The 20,826-nt window shown below is 72.1% G+C and carries 19 protein-coding genes; 9 read left to right on the top strand and 10 right to left on the bottom strand.

Going from position 1 to position 20,826, the window contains the following annotated elements; translation table 11 throughout:
• The first annotated feature begins 92 nt into the window (after nucleotides 1-92).
• Both OED52_RS12305 and OED52_RS12300 read left to right on the top strand, forming a co-directional pair.
• Nucleotides 93-584 carry a polyadenylate-specific 3'-exoribonuclease AS gene (locus tag OED52_RS12305; RefSeq protein WP_264151170.1) on the top strand — a complete coding sequence of 164 codons (492 nt, stop codon included), beginning with the start codon at nucleotides 93-95 and terminating at the stop codon, nucleotides 582-584.
• A gap of 57 nt (nucleotides 585-641) precedes the next feature.
• A complete protein-coding gene (locus OED52_RS12300) occupies nucleotides 642-2,027 on the top strand; it encodes a class II 3-deoxy-7-phosphoheptulonate synthase (RefSeq protein WP_264151169.1) in 1,386 nt (461 codons plus the stop codon).
• A gap of 103 nt (nucleotides 2,028-2,130) precedes the next feature.
• Here the strand turns inward: OED52_RS12300 and pknB are convergent, their stop codons facing one another.
• Nucleotides 2,131-4,149: a Stk1 family PASTA domain-containing Ser/Thr kinase gene (pknB, locus tag OED52_RS12295; protein ID WP_264151168.1), complete on the bottom strand. Its 2,019-nt coding sequence runs from the start codon at nucleotides 4,147-4,149 to the stop codon at nucleotides 2,131-2,133.
• A 179-nt stretch (nucleotides 4,150-4,328) separates the two neighbouring features.
• Here pknB and OED52_RS12290 point away from each other — a divergent pair, with 179 nt between their 5' ends.
• Complete coding sequence (locus OED52_RS12290) at nucleotides 4,329-4,700, top strand: Rv2175c family DNA-binding protein (RefSeq protein ID WP_264151167.1); 372 nt, start codon at nucleotides 4,329-4,331, stop codon at nucleotides 4,698-4,700.
• Here OED52_RS12290 and OED52_RS12285 read toward each other — a convergent pair.
• From OED52_RS12285 to OED52_RS12270, 4 genes are all read right to left on the bottom strand, one after another.
• Nucleotides 4,682-5,662, bottom strand: a complete 981-nt coding sequence (locus OED52_RS12285; RefSeq protein WP_264151166.1) for a phytoene/squalene synthase family protein — start codon at nucleotides 5,660-5,662, stop codon at nucleotides 4,682-4,684. The genes OED52_RS12290 and OED52_RS12285 overlap by 19 nt on opposite strands.
• Nucleotides 5,655-7,364, bottom strand: a complete 1,710-nt coding sequence (locus OED52_RS12280) for an alpha-(1->6)-mannopyranosyltransferase A (RefSeq protein ID WP_264151165.1) — start codon at nucleotides 7,362-7,364, stop codon at nucleotides 5,655-5,657. The genes OED52_RS12285 and OED52_RS12280 overlap by 8 nt, the downstream gene beginning before the upstream one ends.
• A 112-nt stretch (nucleotides 7,365-7,476) precedes the next feature.
• Nucleotides 7,477-9,042, bottom strand: coding sequence for a phytoene desaturase family protein (gene crtI / locus OED52_RS12275; protein WP_264151164.1), 1,566 nt, complete (start codon nucleotides 9,040-9,042; stop codon nucleotides 7,477-7,479).
• Between the two features lie 5 nt (nucleotides 9,043-9,047).
• Nucleotides 9,048-10,094: a polyprenyl synthetase family protein gene (locus OED52_RS12270; RefSeq protein WP_413247656.1), complete on the bottom strand. Its 1,047-nt coding sequence runs from the start codon at nucleotides 10,092-10,094 to the stop codon at nucleotides 9,048-9,050.
• A 204-nt stretch (nucleotides 10,095-10,298) separates the two neighbouring features.
• Between OED52_RS12270 and metF the strand changes: the two genes are divergently transcribed.
• The gene (metF, locus tag OED52_RS12265; RefSeq protein ID WP_413247655.1) at nucleotides 10,299-11,279 is read left to right on the top strand and encodes a methylenetetrahydrofolate reductase [NAD(P)H]; all 981 of its coding nucleotides are present in this window, start codon (nucleotides 10,299-10,301) and stop codon (nucleotides 11,277-11,279) included.
• A 34-nt stretch (nucleotides 11,280-11,313) separates the two neighbouring features.
• On the opposite strand, the gene OED52_RS12260 is transcribed toward metF, so the two are convergent.
• From OED52_RS12260 to OED52_RS12240, 5 genes are read right to left on the bottom strand one after another with little or no spacing between them, the layout of a single operon-like run.
• Nucleotides 11,314-12,468, bottom strand: coding sequence for a glycosyltransferase family 2 protein (locus OED52_RS12260; RefSeq protein ID WP_264154681.1), 1,155 nt, complete (start codon nucleotides 12,466-12,468; stop codon nucleotides 11,314-11,316).
• Nucleotides 12,465-13,268 carry an LppM family (lipo)protein gene (locus OED52_RS12255; protein ID WP_264151163.1) on the bottom strand — a complete coding sequence of 268 codons (804 nt, stop codon included), beginning with the start codon at nucleotides 13,266-13,268 and terminating at the stop codon, nucleotides 12,465-12,467. The genes OED52_RS12260 and OED52_RS12255 overlap by 4 nt, the downstream gene beginning before the upstream one ends.
• Nucleotides 13,265-14,107: a carotenoid biosynthesis protein gene (locus OED52_RS12250; protein ID WP_264151162.1), complete on the bottom strand. Its 843-nt coding sequence runs from the start codon at nucleotides 14,105-14,107 to the stop codon at nucleotides 13,265-13,267. Before OED52_RS12250 ends, OED52_RS12255 begins: the two co-directional genes overlap by 4 nt.
• Complete coding sequence (locus OED52_RS12245; RefSeq protein WP_264151161.1) at nucleotides 14,104-15,699, bottom strand: phytoene desaturase family protein; 1,596 nt, start codon at nucleotides 15,697-15,699, stop codon at nucleotides 14,104-14,106. Before OED52_RS12245 ends, OED52_RS12250 begins: the two co-directional genes overlap by 4 nt.
• A complete protein-coding gene (locus OED52_RS12240) occupies nucleotides 15,696-16,343 on the bottom strand; it encodes a GNAT family N-acetyltransferase (RefSeq protein ID WP_264151160.1) in 648 nt (215 codons plus the stop codon). Before OED52_RS12240 ends, OED52_RS12245 begins: the two co-directional genes overlap by 4 nt.
• 328 nt (nucleotides 16,344-16,671) lie before the next feature.
• On the opposite strand from OED52_RS12240, the gene OED52_RS12235 reads away from it, so the two are divergent.
• The 5 genes from OED52_RS12235 (at nucleotide 16,672) to OED52_RS12215 (ending at nucleotide 20,788) form a co-directional block, all read left to right on the top strand.
• Nucleotides 16,672-17,166, top strand: coding sequence for an SAV_6107 family HEPN domain-containing protein (locus OED52_RS12235; protein ID WP_264151159.1), 495 nt, complete (start codon nucleotides 16,672-16,674; stop codon nucleotides 17,164-17,166).
• Nucleotides 17,167-17,381: 215 nt separating this feature from the next.
• On the top strand, nucleotides 17,382-17,798 hold the full coding sequence (locus OED52_RS12230; protein ID WP_264151158.1) for a DUF3040 domain-containing protein: 417 nt from the start codon (nucleotides 17,382-17,384) through the stop codon (nucleotides 17,796-17,798).
• A 396-nt stretch (nucleotides 17,799-18,194) separates the two neighbouring features.
• Complete coding sequence (mraZ, locus tag OED52_RS12225) at nucleotides 18,195-18,626, top strand: division/cell wall cluster transcriptional repressor MraZ (RefSeq protein WP_264151157.1); 432 nt, start codon at nucleotides 18,195-18,197, stop codon at nucleotides 18,624-18,626.
• 293 nt (nucleotides 18,627-18,919) lie between these two features.
• Entirely contained in the window at nucleotides 18,920-19,969 is a 1,050-nt protein-coding gene (gene rsmH, locus OED52_RS12220; protein ID WP_264151156.1) for a 16S rRNA (cytosine(1402)-N(4))-methyltransferase RsmH, read from the top strand.
• A gap of 3 nt (nucleotides 19,970-19,972) precedes the next feature.
• Nucleotides 19,973-20,788 (top strand): hypothetical protein, encoded by an 816-nt coding sequence (locus OED52_RS12215; RefSeq protein ID WP_264151155.1) that lies wholly within the window; start codon nucleotides 19,973-19,975, stop codon nucleotides 20,786-20,788.
• The last annotated feature ends 38 nt before the right edge of the window (nucleotides 20,789-20,826 follow it).

The following is a 20,826-nucleotide window of genomic DNA, read 5'->3' as shown; positions in this document are numbered from 1 at the left end:
CAGCACACGTGGTCCCCGACCACCCACCTGCACGTGGACCCCGACCACCCCGCTCGCACAGCGGAAACGTGCGCACGGCATAGTGTGAGCACGTGCGTTATTTCTACGACTGCGAGTTCATCGAGGATGGTCGCACCATCGAACTCGTGTCGATCGGTGTCGCCTGCGAGGACGGGCGGGAGTACTACGCGGTGTCGACGGAGTTCGATCCGTCCCGGGCCGGGGCCTGGGTCCGCCGCAACGTGCTGCCGAAACTGCCGTCCCCGGCGCATCCGGCATGGCGCTCCCGGCAGCGGATCCGCGACGACCTGATGAAGTTCTTCGTGCCCCGGCCGGGGATCCGCCCCGAACTGTGGGCGTGGATCGGCGCCTACGACCACGTCGTGCTCGCACAGCTGTGGGGCACCATGCCCGAGTTTCCCGATGCGTTGCCGCGCTACACCCGGGAACTGCGCCAGTACTGGGAGGATGCCGGTTGCCCGCCGCTGCCGCCGGTGCCGGACGACAACCACGACGCGCTCGCCGACGCCCGCCACAATCTCGCGAAGTTCGAGGCGATCGAGGCGGCGCGGCGCGGGCGCTGACGGATTCGGATCGGGGTGTCGTCCCCCGAACGGTTGTCCACCCCATATCCTGGGGGAGTGAACTGGACTGTCGACGTGCCGATCGACCGCTTGCCCGAACTCCCCCCGCTGCCGGAGAACCTGCGCGCCGATCTGGATGCGGCGCTCGCCAAGCCGGCGCTGCAGCAGCCGAGCTGGCCGGAGGAGCAGGCCTCGGCGATGCGCACCGTACTCGAGAGCGTGCCCCCGATCACCGTTCCGCGTGAGGTCGAGGACCTGCAGGAACAGCTGGCCGCCGTCGCGCGCGGGGAGGCGTTCCTCCTGCAGGGCGGTGACTGCGCCGAGACGTTCGCCGACAACACCGAGCCGCACATCAAGGGCAACATCCGCACGCTGCTGCAGATGGCCGTCGTGCTGACCTACGGTGCGTCGACGCCGGTCGTGAAGGTCGCCCGGATCGCGGGGCAGTACGCCAAGCCGCGGTCGTCCGACACCGACGCGCTCGGCCTGCCGTCCTACCGCGGCGACATGGTGAACTCGCTTGTCGCCGATCCCGCGGTGCGCGTGCACGACCCGTCGCGTCTGATCCGCGCCTACGCGAACGCCAGTGCCGCGATGAACCTGGTCCGTGCCGTCACCGCCGCCGGTGAGGCCGATCTGCACCGGGTCCACGACTGGAACCGCGAGTTCGTCTCGGCGTCCCCGGCCGGTGCCCGCTACGAGGCCCTCGCCGCCGAGATCGACCGTGGTCTGCGGTTCATGGACGCGTGCGGTGTCATCGACCCGAATCTGCGTTCGGCGACGATCTACGCCAGCCACGAGGCGCTCGTGCTCGACTACGAGCGCGCGATGCTGCGCCTGGACAATTCCGGCGACGAGCCCCGCCTGTACGACCTGTCGGCCCACTTCCTGTGGATCGGCGACCGCACCCGCCAGCTCGACGGCGCGCACATCGCTTTCGCCGAGCTGCTGTCGAATCCGATCGGTCTGAAGATCGGCCCGTCGACGACGCCGGAGATGGCCGTCGAGTACGTCGAGCGGCTCGACCCGCACAACAAGCCGGGCCGGCTGACGCTGATCTCCCGCATGGGCCACACCAAGGTGCGCGACCTGCTGCCCGGCATCGTCGAGCGCGTGGAGGCCACCGGGCACAAGGTGATCTGGCAGTGCGATCCGATGCACGGCAACACCCACGAGTCGTCCACCGGCTACAAGACCCGCCACTTCGACCGCATCGTCGACGAGGTGCAGGGCTTCTTCGAGGTGCACCGGGCGCTCGGCACGCATCCGGGCGGTATCCACGTCGAGCTCACCGGTGAGAACGTCACCGAGTGCCTCGGTGGTGCCCAGGACATCTCGGATCTCGACCTCGCCGGTCGCTACGAGACGGCGTGCGATCCGCGTCTGAACACGCAGCAGTCGATCGAACTCGCGTTCCTCGTCGCGGAGATGCTCCGCGGGTAGGGCCCTGCGGAGATGCTCCGCGGGTAGGGCCCTGCGGAGATGCTCCGCGGGTAGGGCCCTGCGGAGATGCTCCGCGGGTAGGTGCTGCGGAGGGTTGTGCCGGTCAGGGCAGTGCGGTCAAGGTGACCGTGCTGCCCTGTTCCGCTCTCCGGCCCGCTCCCGGGTTCTGGCCGATCACCACCGACCGGTCGGACCCGGCGACCTGACGGACCTCGATCTCGAACCCGAGCCGGGTCAGTTCCTCACGTGCCGAGGCCACCGAGCGGCCCAGCATCGACGGCACCTTCACCGCGTTCGACACCAGCAGGGTGACGGTCCCGCCCGCGTTCACGGTGGTCCCCTCGCCGGGTTCGGTTCCCACGACCCGCCCCTCGTCGACGTCGGGGTCGAACACCTCCCGGATCTCGCCGACGGTCAGGCCCGCCTCGTCGAGGACCCGGCGGCTCTCGTCGACGCTGCTGCCGGTCAGATCGGGCAGGGTCACGGGCGGCGCGCCCTTGCTGACCACGACCCGCACCTCGGAGCCGACGGGCAGCACGGTGCCCGGCGCGGGGTCGAGCGCCGCGACGCCGCCCTCGGGGACGGTGGTGCTGAACGCGGTGCCGCCGTCGACGGGCACGAAGGTGCGCCTCCGCAGTTCGTCCTCGACGACGGACCGTTCGCCCGAACCGGGGACGGACGGGACGGTGGGCCGTCCGAGGGACACGAGCAGGGCCACGGTGCCACCGTCCTCGACGCGTGATCCGGCCGAGGGGTCGGTGCCGAGCACGGTGTCGACGGGGACGTCGTCGGAGTACTCGCCGCGGATCTCGCTGCCGAGCCCGGCGGTCTCGAGGGCGGCCTCGGCCGCGGCCCGGTCGAGACCGACGACGGTGGGCACGTCGGTGAGTCGTCCTGCGCCGAGCCACCATCCGGCGACCCCCATGAACAGCGCCAGCACGAGGATCGCGACGATCCATGCCAGGGCGGAGCGCCGGCCGCGGCGCCGTGCGGTGGCGTAGTCGACGCGCGTGCCGGGTGGCGCCGGGTCGGGGGCAGCCACCGCGCCGCTCTCCGGACGCGGATGCTGCCGGGTCGCCACCCGGGTGGGGAACGGCCGGGAGTCGGTCGGTTCCGGTGCCGGCGGCCGCACCGTGGTGGGGGCGTCGAGCACGGTGGTCGGCGGGGCCGGGTCGGCGGCCGTCGCGGATCCCCGCGACGACACGACGGCCGGAGCGGGCACCGCGGGAGTGCTGCGGACCGCGGAACGTCGCGGCGCCGGCACCCGGTAGCGCGGCAGGTCGAGCGTGTCGCAGAGTTCGCCGAGCGCGTCGGCCATGACCTGGGCGTCGGCGTAGCGTTCGTCGGCTTCGCGTTCGGTGGCGCGCCGCACGAACCGGTCGAACTCCTCCGGCACCCCCTCGATCACCGAACTCGGGTCCGGCACGTCCTTCTCGACACGCTGGTACGCGACCGACAGCGAGGTGTCGCCGGTGAAGGGGGTGCGGCCGGTGAGCATCTCGAATACGAGGATCCCCGCGGAATACACGTCGCTGCGCGCGTCCGCGGTGCCCGTGGTGACCTGCTCGGGCGACAGATAGGCGGCGGTGCCGAGGATGACGCTGCGGGAGGTGGTGGTCGCGGCGGCGACCGCGCGCACCAGACCGAAGTCGGCGATCTTCACTTCGCCGTTGCCGGAGATCAGCACGTTCTCGGGTTTGATGTCGCGGTGCACCAGACCCGCCCGGTGCGCGACGGCCAGCGCGCCGAGGACCGGGGCGGCGACGGCCGCAGCGGCGTGCGGCGGCATCGGGCCGCGTTCCCGCAGCAGCTCGCGCAGGGTGCCGCCCTCGACGAGTTCCATCACCAGGAAGACGTGCTCGCCGTCCTGACCCTGGTCGTGCACGGCGACCAGGCCGGGATGGGTGAGCCGGGCGACGGCCCGGGCCTCGAACTCGAACCGCGCCAGGAACTGGGGGTCGGCCGCGAACTGCGGGTCCATGACCTTCACCGCGACGGGACGGTCGAGACGCAGGTCGGTCCCGCGGTAGACCGTGGACATGCCACCCCGTGCGATCGGCGATTCGATGCGATAGCGCCGGTCGAGCACGACGCCGACCAGTCGGTCGCCTGCAGCGGTCACCCGGTGTACCCCCGTGTCTCGTGCGGATCGTGGACGTCGTCACCCGGACCACCGGGATATCGACGGACGAAGGTTCGACGTCGCGTACGCACACCGATCCCGTCCCCGTCGATCGTAGCCAGCACCGGGCGGGGGTAGCCGCGTAGCTGCCGCGGCGCGGGCGGCGATAACGTGGTGGGGTGAGTGCCATCCCTTATTGCGACGACGTTCTCGACAGCTCCGTGCCGGTGGTGCAGCTCGTCGACGTCGCCAAACGCCTCGGCGTCGCCATCACCCGAGTGCAGCAGATGCTGCGCGAGAGGCAACTGCTCGCGCTGAAGCGCAACCGGGTCCCGGTCGTGCCCGAAGCGTTCTTCGATGACGAGGGCAACATCCTCAAGGGTGTTCCCGGGCTCATCGCCGTGCTGCACGACGGTGGCTTCGAGGACGAGGAGATCCTCGAGTGGATGTTCCGCGAGGACGACTCGCTGCCCGGCGGCTGCCCGATCGCAGCGATGCGGACCCATTCGGCCCGTGAGGTGATGCGCCGGGCTCAGGCACTCGCTTTCTGACGGTCGCGCCGGGATGCGCCGCGCCGGGACCCGCCGCGCAGCGTCCCGGCGGCGTACTGGCCGAGCATCACGGCCACCCGGGTCCGGCGGGGCACCCGCACACGCCGGTCGAACACGCGGAAGCCGCTGCGCTCGACCTCGTCGAGGATCCGCCCGTACAGGACGAACGCGGTGCGGATCGCGGGCCGGATCCGGTCCGGCAGCAGCTCCAGGCCGGGTTCGGCGGTGCGGTACTCGGCGCGGGTGAGCGCCACCGCGTGCGCCAGCGCCCGCCGCACCCGCACGTCGACTTCGCCGGTGCGCCGGCACCGGTGCAGCAGCTCGACGTCGACCCCGAAGGGCTCCCACAGGTCCAGCGGCAGGTAGATCCGGCCGCGGTCGAGATCCTCGCCGACGTCCCGGATGAAGTTGGTGAGCTGGAACGCCTCCCCGAGCGCCACCGCGGCCGGTGGGGCGTCCGGGTCGTCGACCCCGAGGACGGGCAGCAGTTCGAGACCGATGACCGCGGCCGAGCCGTACATGTACTCGCGCAGTTCCGCCATGTCCCGGTGGACGGGCCGGAAACCGGGTGTCCCCGGCACGTCCATGCGCATCGAGTGGACGAAGGCGTCGAGATGGTCGATGGGGATGCGGTACCGCGCGACGGTGTCGGCGAGGGCCCGCACCACCAGTCCCGTCTCGTCGGCCGGGCCGGGATCGCCCGCGAGCGCGGCGTGCATCCGGGTGTGCGCCTCGTCGACGCCGCGGATCGCGGCCCGCGGGTCGTGCACGGCGGTCACGTCGACGATGTCGTCCACATGCCGCGCGAACCCGTAGAGGGCCTGCACCGCGCGTCGTTGCGGTGCGGGGAGCAGCCGGGCGGCCAGATCGTAGGTGCGGCCGTGCTCGGCGGTGAGGGCGGCGCAGTACGCGTAGGCCTCGTCGAGACCCCGATCGCCCGCCGGGTCGAGGAGGTCAGGCACCGTCGGCTCGGGCGGGCCCGGACGACGCATCCGATCGGGGGCGCGACCGCAGGCGCAGCGGATCGACGGTGGTCAGCGACTTGGCCGCCACGACCGAGACGAACACCGCGACGGCGACGTGGGCCAGGTTGTACATGCCGATCGACCCGTCCGGGTTGAAGATCAGCATCAGCCAGGTGGACAACCCCGCCAGCAGCATCAGCGTCCCGCGCGACATCGCGAACGCCGCCCCGACGGCGAGCGGCCACGAGTAGTACCAGGGCAGCGCGGCGGGGGAGAGCAGGGTCACCGCGGTCAGCGCGATGACGATGCCGAAGATCGCGTCGCGCTCGGTGCGGCGGTACCGCCACCACGCCCACACGAGGATGACCAGCAGCGCCGCCGCGCACAGCATGCGCGTCACGTCGAGCACGGAGCCGAGGCGCCAGGGGGTGAACCAGGTGACGACGTGCGCCATCATCGTCGGCAGCGACAACCAGTTGATGATCTTCGAGGAGCCGGACAGGGCCGTCAGCCAGCCGATGCCGACCCCGGCGATCAGCGAGGCCGCGCCGAACACCACGGCGAAGACCAGCACACCCAGCCCCGCGGCCTTGAGGAACAACCGCACCGGGGCCGCCGGTTCGCGTCCCTCGGCGCGGGCCCGGTCGCGTTCGTGGACCATCCACACCCACACCAGGAACGGCAGGGCCAGCCCGGCCGTCGCCTTGATCGCCGCGCCCAGCGACACCAGGGCGATGCCACCGAGATGCCGGCTCTCGAGGACCAGCACGATGCCGGCGACCATCAGGCCGACCATGAGCAGTTCGTTGTGCACCCCACCGACGAGGTGGATCAGCACGAGCGGGTTGAGGACCGCGAGCCACAGCGCGACGGCGGGATTGCCGCCCATGCGCCGGGCGAGCTTCGGAACAGCCCACGCCATGAGCACCAGGCCCGGCAACATCATCAGGCGCCACAGCCACGTGCCGGTCACGACGTTGTCGTCGGTGAGGGAGGTGATCCCCGCGCCGAGCAGCAGGTGCACCGGGCCGTAGGGGGTGGTGGTCGTCGTCCACACGTTGCTGACGTTGTCGAGCAGCACACCGGGGTTGACGACCGGACCCACCTCGTAGGGGTCGAAACCGTCGCGCAGCAGCGCGCCCTGCGCGAGGTAGGAGTACGCGTCGCGGCTGAACATCGGCGTCGCGACCAGCAGCGGCGCCGTCCAGGCCGGCAGCACGGTCCACAGATCGCGCACGGTGACCTGCCCGTTCAAGGTGGCGCGGCCGAGCCGCACCCACGCACCGATCATCAGCAGCACGCCCACCCAGAGGATGATCCGCGACAGCAGCTGGCCGTGCCCGAACCGCAGCCACGACAGGTAGATGTCCTCGAGCAGCGGATCGATCCGCCGGACGCTGCCGGCGCCGAAGCTGCCGAAGGTCATGAACGCCGCGCCGCACGCGCCGAGCAAGGCGGCGTGGCCCGCGGGGCTGCGGAGGAAGGCGAGCCACGACCGGGCCTGCGCCGGTCGTGCTGCGGACGGCGGAACCGACTCGTCGGCCGCCGACGTGCTCCGGGACCCGGCGTCGGACGAACCAGCCGCGTCGGACGAGGCAGCGTCGGACGAGGCAGCGCTGGACGAGGCTGCGTCGGACGAGGCAGCGCTGGACGAGGCTGCGTTGGACGAGGCTGCGTTGGACGAGACAGGGGACGACATCGGTGTGGTTCCTCCCCCAGTACGACATCGTGCGCGTCAGCGCAGTGGACTTGCTGCGCGGAGCGCAACGGACAACGGTCGCGGAGCCGAGGTGCTCGCGAACGAGGACAGTTTAGTGGAGACCCTCGACCGTCTGCGCCCGGCCGGGCCGCGTCCGTGGGACACCGAGCCGCTCGGCGGCCAGCCGGCCGGACAACAACACGGTGGGCACACCGACACCCGGCACCGTCGCCGACCCGGCGAGCACCACGTTCGGGTACCGCGGGTCGAGATTCCGCCGGCGGAACGGCCCGGTCTGCCGGAAGACGTGCGCGGCCGCGAAGGGACTGCCCGCCTGCATCCCGAGATCCAGCCAGGTCTGCGGGGTGTCGATGCGGTCGACCCGGAAGCCCTCGGCGACGCCCTTGTACCCGCGGTCCTCGAGCACCCCGAGCAGTTCGTCCCGGTACGGCCCGGCCAGCGTCGGCCAGGGCAGCGGCGCGCTGTCGAGATTCGGGCACGGCGCGAGCACCGACAGCGGTTCGTGCTCGTCGCCGTCACGCGCGAAACGCTGCCCCGGATCGGACAGTGCCGGTCGGGTGATCAGCAGCGACGGATCGAACATCAACCGGCCGCGCCCGCGGGTACGGGTGATCTCGGTGAAGGTGCGGTCCCACTCGGCCCCGAAGTCGATGACGTGGTGGTGCCGGGCGGCCCACGCGTCCGACACCGTGGTCGGGATCGAACCGTGCAGCACGACCGCCGACGGCGCGGCCCGCACCGGGCGTCGCGGCCGGCGCGGCAGCCAGGAGTCGACGACGGGGGTGTCCGGGGTCAGCACCACCGCGTCGCACGGCAGACGAGCCCCGTCCGTGGTGCGCACCGCCTCGACACGCGAGCCCGCGAAGTCCAGGCCGGAGACCTCCCGGCCCAGCTCGACCCGGCCGCCCGCGGTGACGAGGGCATCGGCCATGGCTCGCGCGATCGACCGCATCCCGCCCTCGACGGCGTACACCCCCAGCGAGGTGTCCATGTGGGCGATCGCGCCGTAGACCGCCAGCGCCCGGGAGGGCGCGACCCCCGCGTAGAGCGCCTGGAAGGTGAACACGCGCCGCAGCCGTGGATCGGTGATCCGGCGGCCCACCTGCGCCCCGAGCCGCCCGAACCCGCCGAGCCGGAGCAGGCGGGCCAGATCGCGGAGTGCTCCCGGCGACGACACGAGGTCCAGCGGGGAGTCGAAGCTCGCGTCCATGAACCGGTCGAACTCGGCGTCGAAGACGTCGGCGAGCCAGGTCCGAAGCCGGCGGTAGCGGCGCGCCTCGTCGGGACCGCACAACCGGGTGATCTCCTCGGCCATCCGGTCGGGATCCGAGTGCACGTCGAGGGTGCTGCCGTCGGCGAACCGCGCGTGATAGGCGGGGGAGAGCAGCGTCGTGCGCAGGACGGGCCGCACCGACCGGCGGTCGGCGCCCACGGCGCCGAGCGCGTCGTCGATCAGCTCGGGCATGGTCAGCACCGTGGCGCCGTTGTCGATCTCGTAGCCCGGACCGCGATGCACCCCGACCCGGCCGCCGACGGTGTCGGCGCGTTCGAGCACGGTCACGTCCCTTCCGGCGCCGCGCAGATGCAGCGCCGCCGCCAGACCCGCCAGCCCGGCCCCGACCACCACGACCCGCTCGGCGCCGGGGACCGTGCGCACCGCCGTCACGCCACCCGCCGGGTCGCGGCCAGCGCCGACGCCCGCAGCAGTTCCTTGCCCGCCTCGGTGGCCCCGGACGAGTCGAGGGCCTCGAAGGCATCGGCGGTGAGAGCGTCGATGCGGTCCTCCACCCGGGCGACCGCCCCGAGCTCGACGAGCACCGCGCGGATCCGTTCGACCTCGGCGTCGGACAGGTCGGTGCCGATCGAGGTGCGCAGCAGCTCCGCCGCGGCCGGATCGCTCGCGTCGGCGGCGGCGAGCGCAAGGGCGTAGAGCACGGTGCGCTTGCCGGCACGCAGGTCGTCGCCCGACGGCTTGCCGGTGACCTCGGGGTCGCCGAACACCCCGAGCAGGTCGTCGCGCAGCTGGAAGGCCAGGCCGATCCCCGTGCCGAACCGCCGGTAGGCGTCGATCAGGTCGTCGTCGGCGCCGGCGAACACCGCACCGAGGTGCAGCGGCCGCTCGATGGTGTAGGCGGCCGTCTTGTAGCGGTTCACCCGCATCGCGGACTCGACCGACTCGTCGGCCGCGACCTCCCCGGCGATGTCGAGATACTGCCCGCCGAGCACCTCGGTGCGCATCGCCGACCACACCGGGGTCACCCGCGCGACGACCTCCGGGGCCAGTCCCGCCGAGTGCAGCATGTCGTCGGCCCACACCAGTGCGAGATCACCGAGCAGGATCGCCGCCGATTCCCCGAACTGCTCGGGGCGGCCGCGCCAGCCGGAACGCCGGTGCAGCTCGCCGAACTCGACGTGGATCGTCGGGAACCCGCGCCGGGTGGTGGAGGCGTCGATGATGTCGTCGTGCACGAGCGCACCGGCCTGCACCAGCTCCAGCGACGCACAGGCCTGCAGCACCGCTTCCGCGTCGGGCCCCTCCGGATCGCCGCCGGCGCCGAGCCAGCCCGTCCACGCGAAGGTCGGCCGCACCCGCTTGCCGCCGCGCAGCACGAAGGATTCCAGGGCGGTGACGGCCTCGCGGTACCCGCCGCCCACCGTCTCGATCACGGCCGCGCGGGAGGCGAAGAACTGTCGGAGGGCGCCTTCCACACGGTCGGGAAGCTGGTCGGTACGAAGGGGATCGGCGCCGGTGGACAGGACGGAACCTCCTGATCGGTGGGTGGAGACCTCCCCACGACGCGGGATCGAGGGGGACGGCGTCCAGCCTATCCGCTGGCCGCGCGGACCCGTGGGTAGCGGACCTCATAGGTCGCCGGTGGTGGACCTCCGGGGCCCGCCACCTATGCTGAACAGGTGACAAGCGACTTCGTCAGGGCAACCGAGGACGGGGGACTCTCTCGGACCCCGTCGATCGTGGACCGTCTCGGCTCCACCCGTTCGGGCCGCACCCCCTTCTCCGTCGAGTTCTCCCCGCCTCGCGACGCCGAGGCCGAGGGACGCCTGTGGCGTGCCGTGCGGACCTTCGAACGTCTCCGCCCGGCGTTCGTGTCCATGACCTACGGCGCCGGGGGATCCACCCGCGACCGCACCGTGCGCGTCACCGGGCAGCTCGCCGAGGAGACCACCCTGCTCCCGGTCGCGCACCTGACGGCCGTCGGACACAGCATCGACGAGCTGCGCGCGATGGTCGGCGCCTACGCCGACCGCGGCATCACCAACATCCTGGCCCTGCGCGGCGACCCGCCCGGCAACCCGCTCGGCGAGTGGGAGAAGCACCCGCAGGGCCTCGAACACGCCGACGAACTCGTCCGGCTCGTCCGTGAGCTCGGCGACTTCCACGTCGGTGTCGCCTCGTTCCCGGAGGGCCATCACCGCTCCCCGGATCTCGAGCACGACACCCGCTATCTGGTGCAGAAGCTGCGAGCCGGCGCCGAGTACTCGATCACCCAGATGTTCTTCGACGTCGAGCACTACCTGCGGCTGCGCGACCGCGTCGCCGCCTTCGACGCCGAACAGGGCGCGAAGCCGATCATCCCGGAGATCATGCCCATCACCTCGCTGCGCTCGGCGCGGCGCAGCCTCGAACTGTCGGGCTCGCAGCTACCGCCCGCCCTGGAGGAGCGGTTGCGGCTCGCGGCGGGCGACGGCCCCGAGGAGAACCGGGCCGCGGTGCGCGAGGTGGGCATCGAGGTCGCGACGGAGATGTGCGAACGGCTGATCGCCGAGGGCGCTCCCTGCCTGCACTTCATCACCCTCAACTTCGCGCGCGCGACCAGCGAGGTGCTCACCAATCTCGGCTACGAGGTAGAGGCGGCAGCCCCGCAACCGGCCTGACCGGGCCCGCTCGCCCGTTCACAGGCTCGTCCGCTCAGGGCAGGCGGCGGTCCTTCCACGCCGTGCGACCGGCACGCCGGGCCCGGATGGACTCCGCCGTGAGCGACGCGAAGGCCAGGACCGACGCCGGATGCGTACCCGCGGCGGGCAGATCGGACCAGGCCGGGCGGCCCCGTTCGGTCGCGCGGGCGAGCAGCCGCGACGCCACCGCCGCTCCCGTACCGGCCAGCCCCCAGCGACGCACGGGTCCGCGCGCGAGCACCGCCGCCGAGGGCGGCACCAGATAGGCCAGCAGGTACAGCGCGACCACCGCGGCCGCTCCCGCCGGGGACCCGAAGGCCGACCACAACCACCGGGTGTACCCGGCGACCAGCGGCCTCGGCCCGTCGTACATACGGCACGACGCGAGCGGACCTGCTGCCGCGGCCAGGGTGTGGAAACCGGCGCGGCGCAGTGCCCGGGCGAGATCGAGATCCTCCGTCGGGCTCGCCGCCACCGCCGCGTGCCCGCCGATCGCCGTGTAGGCCGCGGCGTCGAAGACGAGGAACTGCCCGCACGCCACCGCCATCGACGGCCGGCGCGCACGGTGCGCCACCGCGACGGGCAGCAGCGCGAACCACGACCAGAACAGCAGCGGCTGCACCAGCCGCTCCAGGACGGAGCCGGTCTCCTGGCAGGGGAACGGCGAGACCAGTCCGGCGTCCGCGCGGCGCAGCAGCGTCACCGCCGCGGCGAGGGCATCCGGGGCCAGGCGCACGTCGGCGTCGACGAACACCACCGTGCCGGTGGCGGCCGCGGCCCCGGCCCGGTCGATCGCGGCGGCGCACGCCGCGGCCTTCCCGGTCCAGCCGGGTGGCGGTGGATCGGTGCGCCGGATCACCGTGATCCGCTCGTCCGCCCCCGCGGCGCGGCGGGCGACCTCCGCCGTCCCGTCGGACGAGTCGTCGTCGAGGACGAGCACCCGCAGCCGCGCCAGACCGCGCTGCGCGGCGAGATCGGAGACCACCGCACCGATGCGTTCGGCCTCGTCCCGTGCCGGCACGACCACCGTCACGGGCTCGTCGACCACCGCCCCGGGAGTCAGGCGGGGGAGTGCGATCCGGTTCGCCGCGGCGACCGCTGCGCCGTATCCGGCGATCCCGGCGCCGGTGACGACGAGACGTCGGACGGCCCGGCGGGGAAGGTTCAGGACCTCTCCCGCTCGCCGGAACCGGTGCGCTGCGAGGACGTCCCGCCCGCAGACGGCCCCCCACCTGCTGAAGGCCCCCCACCTGCTGAAGGCCACTGCGGGGCGGGATTGCGGTTGAACCACGCCAACCCGCCGATGATCAGGGTGACGCCGAGCGCGGCGCCGGCCATGATGCCCGCCCAGCCGGTGAATCCGCGGGTGTTGGGATCGGCGTAGCGCACCTCGGCGCGCAGCGTGCTCACCTCGCCCGCCGGCAGCTTCCAGGTGACGACCGAGTCCGACTCGCGGGTGCCGTTGGTGGTGGCGACCCGCGCCGGGAACGCGATGGTGAACTGCACGTCGGTGCCCTGCGACGGGGCGGACTCGAGGTCGACGCGGCCGTTGAGCGCCACCACGTCGCCGGAGCGCTGCAGGTTGAGCTGGAACATGCCCGCGCTCTGGTCCGACATGGACGCCAGCTGCTGCACGTCGCCGAAGCTCAGATCGTTGAAGAACACCTGGCTGCCGACGTAGCCGTCCTGCTCGTACTTCTGCACCCGCACCTTCCCGGCCAGCGCCGAGGGGGCCTGCAGCTCGGGGCCCGGATCGTTCTCGTCGGCGGGGATGGTCGCGGCGACGATCTGGCCGGAGACCCGGTCGTCGGACGAGATGCCCATCGTGGCCTGCACCCGCAGGCATCCGGTGAGCAGGGGGACGGCCAGCAGCACGAGTCCTGCGAGAGCGGCGATACGGCGAGCGGCGATACGACGGACGGAAAGTACGGGCGAGTGCACGGACATCATGGTGCCAGTTGCGCTCACGGTCGTCGGTCCACCGTGCCGGGCGCGGCGAGTCGCGGGCCGCTGCGGCGCCACGACCGGGCGAGCGAGACCAGCAGCGGCACCCCGAGCACCCCCATGACGACGAACCCGTAGACCGCCGAGTACCGCAGCTCGGGAGCGTCGAGGAAGACGCTGTGGGCCAGGGCCGAGCCGAGCCAGGTCCACAGGAACAACGCCACCGGCACCGCGTCGCGCACCGGCCGCTCGTGCCCGGAACGGGCGTCGACGAGCACCAGCACCGTGCCCATCAGCGCGGCGACCAGCAGCCAGCCCGCGTAGTTGGTCAGCGGGATGTGCTCGATGCCCGGCAGTCCCCCGGCGTTGCACCAGGTCCACTGGCCGTCGGCGACCATCTGCGGGTCGAGGTAGAGATCCCAGCCCAGCATCCCGACGGTGACCGCCGCGATGCGGGCGGGCCCGTTGCGGAACAGGCGCGAGGCCACGCACCAGACCGGATACAGTCCCGCCGTCCACGCCAGCGGCACCACCAGCGGCACGTCGAGGACGGACGGGCCGAGCCGGTCCGTCGCGTAGACGTAGCAGCCGTAGGGGAAACCCGTGGTGGTGCCGACGACCTCCGACAGGTAACCGCCGCCGGCGGAGACAGCGAACAGCACCAGCGTGAACCCGGGACCGCGGTGCACCGCGGCGTGGGTGAGGCAGGCCGCGGTGAGGAAGGTGACGACGGCGACCGTCACCGCGTCCCGCGTGCCGCCCGAGGTGAGGGGATAGGTGATCTGCGCCAGGATCGCGGCGCCGGTCAGGACGATCGGGACGAACGTCGCCCAGCGGGGTGGCGCCGGCGCGCGGGTGGTCACCGCGACACCCACCTGCGCACCCGCCCGGCCAGCCCTCCGGTGGCATCGGCCAGCGCGATGTTCGCGGCGTTGCGGCCGCTCGCCCCGGACACCCCGCCACCCGGATGAGTGGACGCGCCCGTGAGGTACACGCCCGGGGCGTCGGGAACCCGGTAGCCCGACAGCTCGGGCAGCGGACGCCAGAAGAACATCTGGTCGAGCGACATCTCGACGTGCATGACGTTGCCGCCGAGCAGGCCGAGTTCGCTCTCGATGTTCGCCGGGGTCTGGACGTAGCGGTGCCGGACGCTCGCGGTGAAACCGGGAGCAACCGACTCCATCTCGGCGAGGATCCGGTCGGTCTCGGCGCCGGCGACGTCGTCCCAGCTCCGGCCGCCGCTCAACCGGTAGGGATGCCACTGCGACCACAGGGTGATCTGGTGTTCCCCCTCGGGGGCGATCGTCGGGTCGAGCGCCGAGAAGCTCATCGCGAGCACCGCCGGCCGCGGCGGCAGCTCGCCCGCCATCGCGGCGCCGTGCGCGGCCCGCAGCTGCGCCCGGTCGTCGACGAGCAATTGCAGGCCCGTCGCGGTGAGCACCGGGTCGTCGCCGCCGCGGTAGCGGGGCAGCGCATCGGTGCCCAGGCGCAGCACCATGCCGATGCCGGGACCCACGCGCACGCCGCGGCGCCAGCGGGAGATCCGGTCGGCGTCGAAACCGCCCCGCTCGAGCAGATCGAGGGTGGTCAGCACGTGGCATCCGGCGACCACCCGGCGGGCCCGGATGCTCCGGCCGCTCTCGGTGCGGACCGTCCACATGTCACCGGACCGGCGGATCTCGACGGCGGCGTCACCGCAGCTCAGGACCCCGCCGTCGGACTCCAGTCGGGAGATCAGCGCGCGGGTGAGGGCGCCGCTCCCGCCCACCGCCCGGCCCGGCGGCAGCGTGTGCATGAGGGCGGCGAAACCGACCATCGGCGCGGTGCCCGGCTCCGACATCGGCGGTCCGGACTGCGCCCCGAACCAGGCGAGCGCCGCCTTGAGCGGTTCGTCGTCGAAGTATCCGTCGAGGAGGCTGTCGCCGGTGGTGAGGAACTCGCGGGACAGGGCGCTGCCGCCGGCCTTCGCGTCTAGCCCCCAGAACGACGACAGCAGGTGCCGGCCGGTGGGCGGGGAGGTGAATGACTTCATCACCGCCGCGCTGCGCGGACCCCACCCGCGGACGAAGCGGCGGTAGGCGTCTGCCTCCCGGGTCCCGCAGGCCGCGGCGATCGACTCGCAGGTGCGGTCGAGATCGCGGTGGAACACGATCCCGGGCCGGTCGCTGCCGGCCGGGGGCGGGGCGTACGCCCACGGATCGCAGTCGATGTAGCGCAGGCCGTGGGCGGCGAGGTCGAGGTCCTCGACGATCCCGGAGTGCCGGACCATGATGTGCGCCGAGGAACCCCGGTCGACGGCGTAGCCGGGGAACCGCTCGACGGTCGAGACCGCCCCGCCGGGCACGCCGTCGCGTTCGAGGACCTCCACCGACCAGCCGGCACGGGCCAGGTAACAGGCCGACACCAGGGCGTTGTGCCCGGAGCCGACGACGACGGCGTCGAGGACGGGGGTCATCGGAACTCGCTCTCCCCGGCACCGCCGGTTGGGTCCGTGCTGCTGGCGGCCGGGTCGGGGCCGAGCGGGAGAGGGCGGCCCAGGACCGCGAAGGGGCGGGCGTCCCCGGTGAAGACGAACCGGCGCACCACGTCGCGGAACCCGAAGCGGCGGTACAGCCGCCAGGCCCGATTGTCCTCGCCGGGGACCTCCGGGGTGGACAGCAGCACCGACGCCTCCGGTCGGTCGCGGAGCAGGGACTGCAGCAGCAGTTCCCCGATGCGGTGGCCCTGCATGTCGGGCCGCACGTGCAGTTCGGTCAGCTCGAAGTAGTCGCCGAGGATGCGGTCGATCTCCTCGGTGGTGCGCCCGGAGTGCCGCAGTCCCGCCCGCACCTGCTGGTTCCACCACTGCCGGGTGTCCCCGCGGTAGCCGTAGGCGATGCCGACCACCGTGTCGGGATCCTCCGGCAGCGTGGCGGCGAACGCCTGCCAGCCCGGGCGGGCCGAGTGCTCGGACCACATCGGGGCCCGGTGGTACTCGGTGCCCCGGGGATACCGCATCGCCGCGACGTAGACGGCCAGAAGCTGGGGGAGCCGGGCACGGAACTCGGCGGAGGAGAGCTCGGTGACGATCGCGGTGCCGCGACGGGGATCGGTGCTCATGCGTGACTCGTTCGGGTGGCTCGCGAAGGGGAGTGGACGGTCGCGGAGATGGTCGGTTCTCGTTGCTCGTTCGAGATGGTGGGCCGCCTTCTCTTGACGGGTTGTCGGTGGGTCCAGCTATATTGAATACGTCGAACGCATGTTCGATACTGGTGATCCGGTGATGTTCGAGGGAAGCGGACATCACCGGATCGTCCAGGGAGCTCCCGCCGTCCCCGGGGTGCCCCTCGTCCGGGCAGGTGACGGTCGCCGCACGGCGTTTCGTCGGGAACATCCCCGGATACCGCACCGTTGAAGCGGATGTGGCCACGCTAGGAGGTGCGTGAGTATGACGAACGGTCGAACTGCGAGCCGCGGACCACGCCGGACGTCACCCGCGCTCGGCCCGGCTGCCTGCATGGGCCGGGGCCTGTTGACGCGTGCCGCCACGCTGCTGGGCAAGGCCGACGACCTGCTCTCCGACGCGGCCGGCGCCGACAGCCCGGGGGAACGTTTCCGTCTCGCCTATCTCGCCGCGCTGCGCGGCGCGGGCGCCGTCGTCGCGGCGGTGGAGCTGCGCACCGGCCGGGCGGTGTCCCGCCGGCCCGCCACCCGCAACGCCTGGGCGCTCATGGCGCGCGCCGACGACTCCTTCGCGGTGTGGGCCGACTTCTTCGCCGACCGTTCGTCCACCCGGGCCGCCGTCGAGGCGGGGGTGAGCCGGGCGGTGGACGCCGACGAGGCCGGGGCCTTCTACGACGAGGTGGGCCACTTCCTCCACGACGTGGAGGGCTTCCTCGACGCCGAGACCGGAACCTCCGCGGAGGTCGGGACCGGGGCGTGACGAAATGTCATGACCAAGGGCCCGTGACCAAGTGCTCCCGGGGCCGGGGACGTCGGGAACGTCGTCCGTGGTCCTAGGGATCGAACTCACGTGTGGAGTTTGTGGTCCGATGCGACATCTGCTCGTATTATTGAATCAGGCGGCCGTACCGACGGCCCCCCACCGGATTCGCCCCACGGATCCGGTGGCCACCGTTTAGTGCCGGGGGAGGTACCGTGCCACTCTCCGAGCACGAGCAGCGCATGCTCGATCAGATCGAGAGCGCGCTCTATGCTGAGGATCCCAAGTTTGCCTCGACCGTGCGCGGAAGCCGGTTGGGGATGGCGTCGAACCGGCGACGGCTCCAGGCCGGCGCCCTGTTCGTAGTGGGCCTGACGCTGCTGATCGCAGGCGTCGCCCTGCCGGTGAAGCCCGGCGGTTTCCCGATCATCAGTCTGCTCGGGTTCCTGGTGATGTTCGCGGCGGGCGTGATGCTCATCATCGAGGGCCGCAAGCCCTCGATTCCCGGCGCCACGTCCGGTGGGTCCGGTTCGGGGAAGCCCGGCCGTGGTTCCCGCGGCAGCAAGAAATCCTCGGGTGGCTTCACCAACCGCATGGAGGAGCGATTCCGGCGGCGGTTCGAGCAGGACTGACCGCCCCTACAGGCATCGACGGACGACGGCGCGACCCTTCCGGGTCGCGCCGTCGTCGTGTCTCCGGAGTTCCTCCCACCCCGCCCCACATCGATTCCCCACTCCGCCCCACATCCGTCGATCCGGCACACGACGGCCCGTCGCCTCCCGTGCGCTCCGGGTGCCGCACGACGCCCAGGACCCGATCCGCGCACTCTCGCCCAATCCGTGTCCCGCCCCGCGGGATCCGCGTCCCCACTCCGCTCCACCCCGCTGAACAGGAAATGTGACGACAACACGCCCGTGGCGGGCGTGGTAATCCGTTTCCGGTGGGGCAAAGTGGGGTAGTGTGGGGCACGGCGGGGCGAGGTGTCACGCCGCGGAAAGCATCCGTCCGGCAGCGGGGAGGCGCCGAGAGTGTTCCTCGGTACCTACACTCCCAAGCTGGACGACAAAGGCCGGCTCACGCTGCCGGCCAAATACCGAGACGAACTGGCGGGAGGGTTGATGATCACGAAGGGGCAGGATCACAGCCTCACCGTGTTCCCTCGCGACGAGTTCGCCGCGCTCGCCGAACGCGCCGCCAGTGCTTCACGGAGCAATCCGCAGGCGCGCGCGTTCCTGCGCAGTCTCGCCTCCGGGACGGAGGAACAGCGTCCCGATGCTCAGGGCCGGATCACTCTGACCGCGGCGCACCGCAGGTACGCCGGGCTGACCAAGGACTGCGTGGTGATCGGCTCGGTCAAGTACCTCGAGATCTGGGACGCGGAGAGGTGGGAGACCTACCTCGCCGAACACGAGGAGGACTTCTCGGAAGCGAGAGACGAAGCACTGCGCGACATCTTGTAACCACCGTCGAGGCTGCGCGGCGAGTGCCGCGAGGCCTCTGTCCGATGTACCGGCCCTGACGCACTTCCCCAGCGCCAGGTACGGACCGGAGGGCCCTGACGCACTTCCCCGGCGTCAGGTCCCACCGGGGTCGGACAGAGACCTCGAGGCATTCGCCGTCTTCCGTATCGCCCCTTCGGCATCGACCCTCCCGCGTCGACCCGGAGCGTGAGATCGGCACGAGGCGACACCAGCGTCCACCCCGACGACCACCCCAGACCGTAGGCGGCCCGAGCAGGATTCCGGAGGAGACAATGGTGGACGGCGAGGACGATTCGGTCCCCGGCGCAGGTGAGGCCGCGGAGACCGGTACGGACTCTCCGCAGGATTCGCAGGAGTTCGGTCATGTCCCTGTCATGCTCGACCGCGCGGTCGAGATCCTCGGGCCCGCGATCGAGGCCGTCGGACCCGGCGGCGAGGGTGCGGTCTACGTCGACGCCACCCTCGGCCTCGGCGGCCACTCCGAACACTTCCTCGAGACCTATCCCGGTCTGCGTCTCGTCGGTCTCGACCGCGATCCCGACGCGCTGGCCATCGCACAGCGTCGTCTCGCCCGGTTCGCCGGCCGCACCGACTTCGTGCACACCCGCTACGACGGCATCGCCGACGCCCTCGAGAGCATCGGCCTCGACCGGGTGGGCTCGGTCCACGCCGTCCTGTTCGACCTCGGAGTGTCGTCCATGCAGCTCGACGAGGCCGACCGCGGCTTCGCGTACTCCAAGGACGCCCCGCTCGACATGCGGATGGACCCCACCACGGGCATCACCGCCGCGGACGTGCTCAACACCTACAGCCACGGCGATCTCGCCCGTATCCTGAGTACCTACGGCGAGGAACGCTTCGCCGGGAAGATCGCCTCGGAGATCGTGCGCACCCGCGCCAAGCAGCCCTTCCGCACCAGCGGTGAGCTGGTCGAACTGCTGTACCGCACGATCCCCGCCGCCACCCGCCGCACCGGCGGGCATCCCGCCAAACGCACCTTCCAGGCCCTGCGCGTGGAGGTCAACGCCGAGCTGGACTCGCTGCGCGCGGCGATCCCCGACGCCCTCGACGCGCTCGCGGTGGGCGGCCGCGTCGTGTTCATGTCCTACCAGTCGCTGGAGGACAAGGTCGTCAAACAGGAACTCACTCCGCGCGCGAAATCCCGCAGCCCCGAAGGTCTCCCGGTCGAACTGCCCGGAATGGGCCCCGAGCTGCGGATCCTCACCCGCGGTGCGGAACGGGCCGACGACCACGAGATCGAGGTCAATCCACGTTCGGCACCCGTCCGCCTGCGTGCTGCAGAACGAATCGCCAGGAGGTAACCGATGACCGTCAAGGTGCCACCTTCGCAGCGTCGGCAGCCCGGTCGATCGACAGCAGCACAACGTGCCTACCAGCGCCGTTCGCAGCGGGCCGCCCAGCTCGGCCTGTCGCCGACCGAGACGCGGGGCCGCCGGCTCGGCGGCGGGCGGGTGCGCACCCGGATCCCCTTCGTGGCCACCATCATCGCGCTGCTGGGAGTGGGCATGGCGGTGACGCTGCTGCTCACCACCCGCGCCACGGAGGACTCCTACGAACTCAGCGCGGCCCGCGCCTACAACGAGAGCCTCACCCAGAAACGCGCCGTGCTGCAGCGCGACGTGGAAACCGGCAACTCCGCTCCGGCCCTCGCGCTCGCCGCGGCCCGGCTCGGCATGATCCCCGCCGGTCAGGTCGCCCGCCTTGTCGTCGCCGAGGACGGCTCGGTGCAGGTCGTGGGCGATCCCGTGCCCGCCCAGGGCGCACCGCCCGCGCCGCTCGATCCGCCGGCCCGCGCCGACGCCCGGATCCAGACCCCGCTGGCCGGCAGCCCCGGCGCGGAGAGCCCGCGCCCCCTCGAGGACGTCCGCGAGGACGTGCAGGAGGGACAGCCGCGGCCGCGGTCCGTCGGCGACGACGGCCGGCGCGCCGCATCCACCGTCGAAGAGGGGCAGACCCCGGCGCCGGAGCCCGGCGCCACGCCGGAGGGCCCGGCTCCCGCACCGGCGGCGCCGGTCGCGGAACAATCGACGATCGTGAGCGAACTGCCGCAACCCGAGGCGCCCCGCAGCATCGCCCCCGGACAGACCGTGCCGCCGGAACCCGAGGACGGACTTCGGTGACCGATCGCTCCACCCCCGCCGCGCACCGCGGAGGCGAC

The organism is Rhodococcus sp. Z13, from assembly GCF_025837095.1.
Lineage (GTDB): Bacteria > Actinomycetota > Actinomycetes > Mycobacteriales > Mycobacteriaceae > Rhodococcus > Rhodococcus sacchari.
This window is presented reverse-complemented; position numbering and strand designations above follow the sequence as displayed.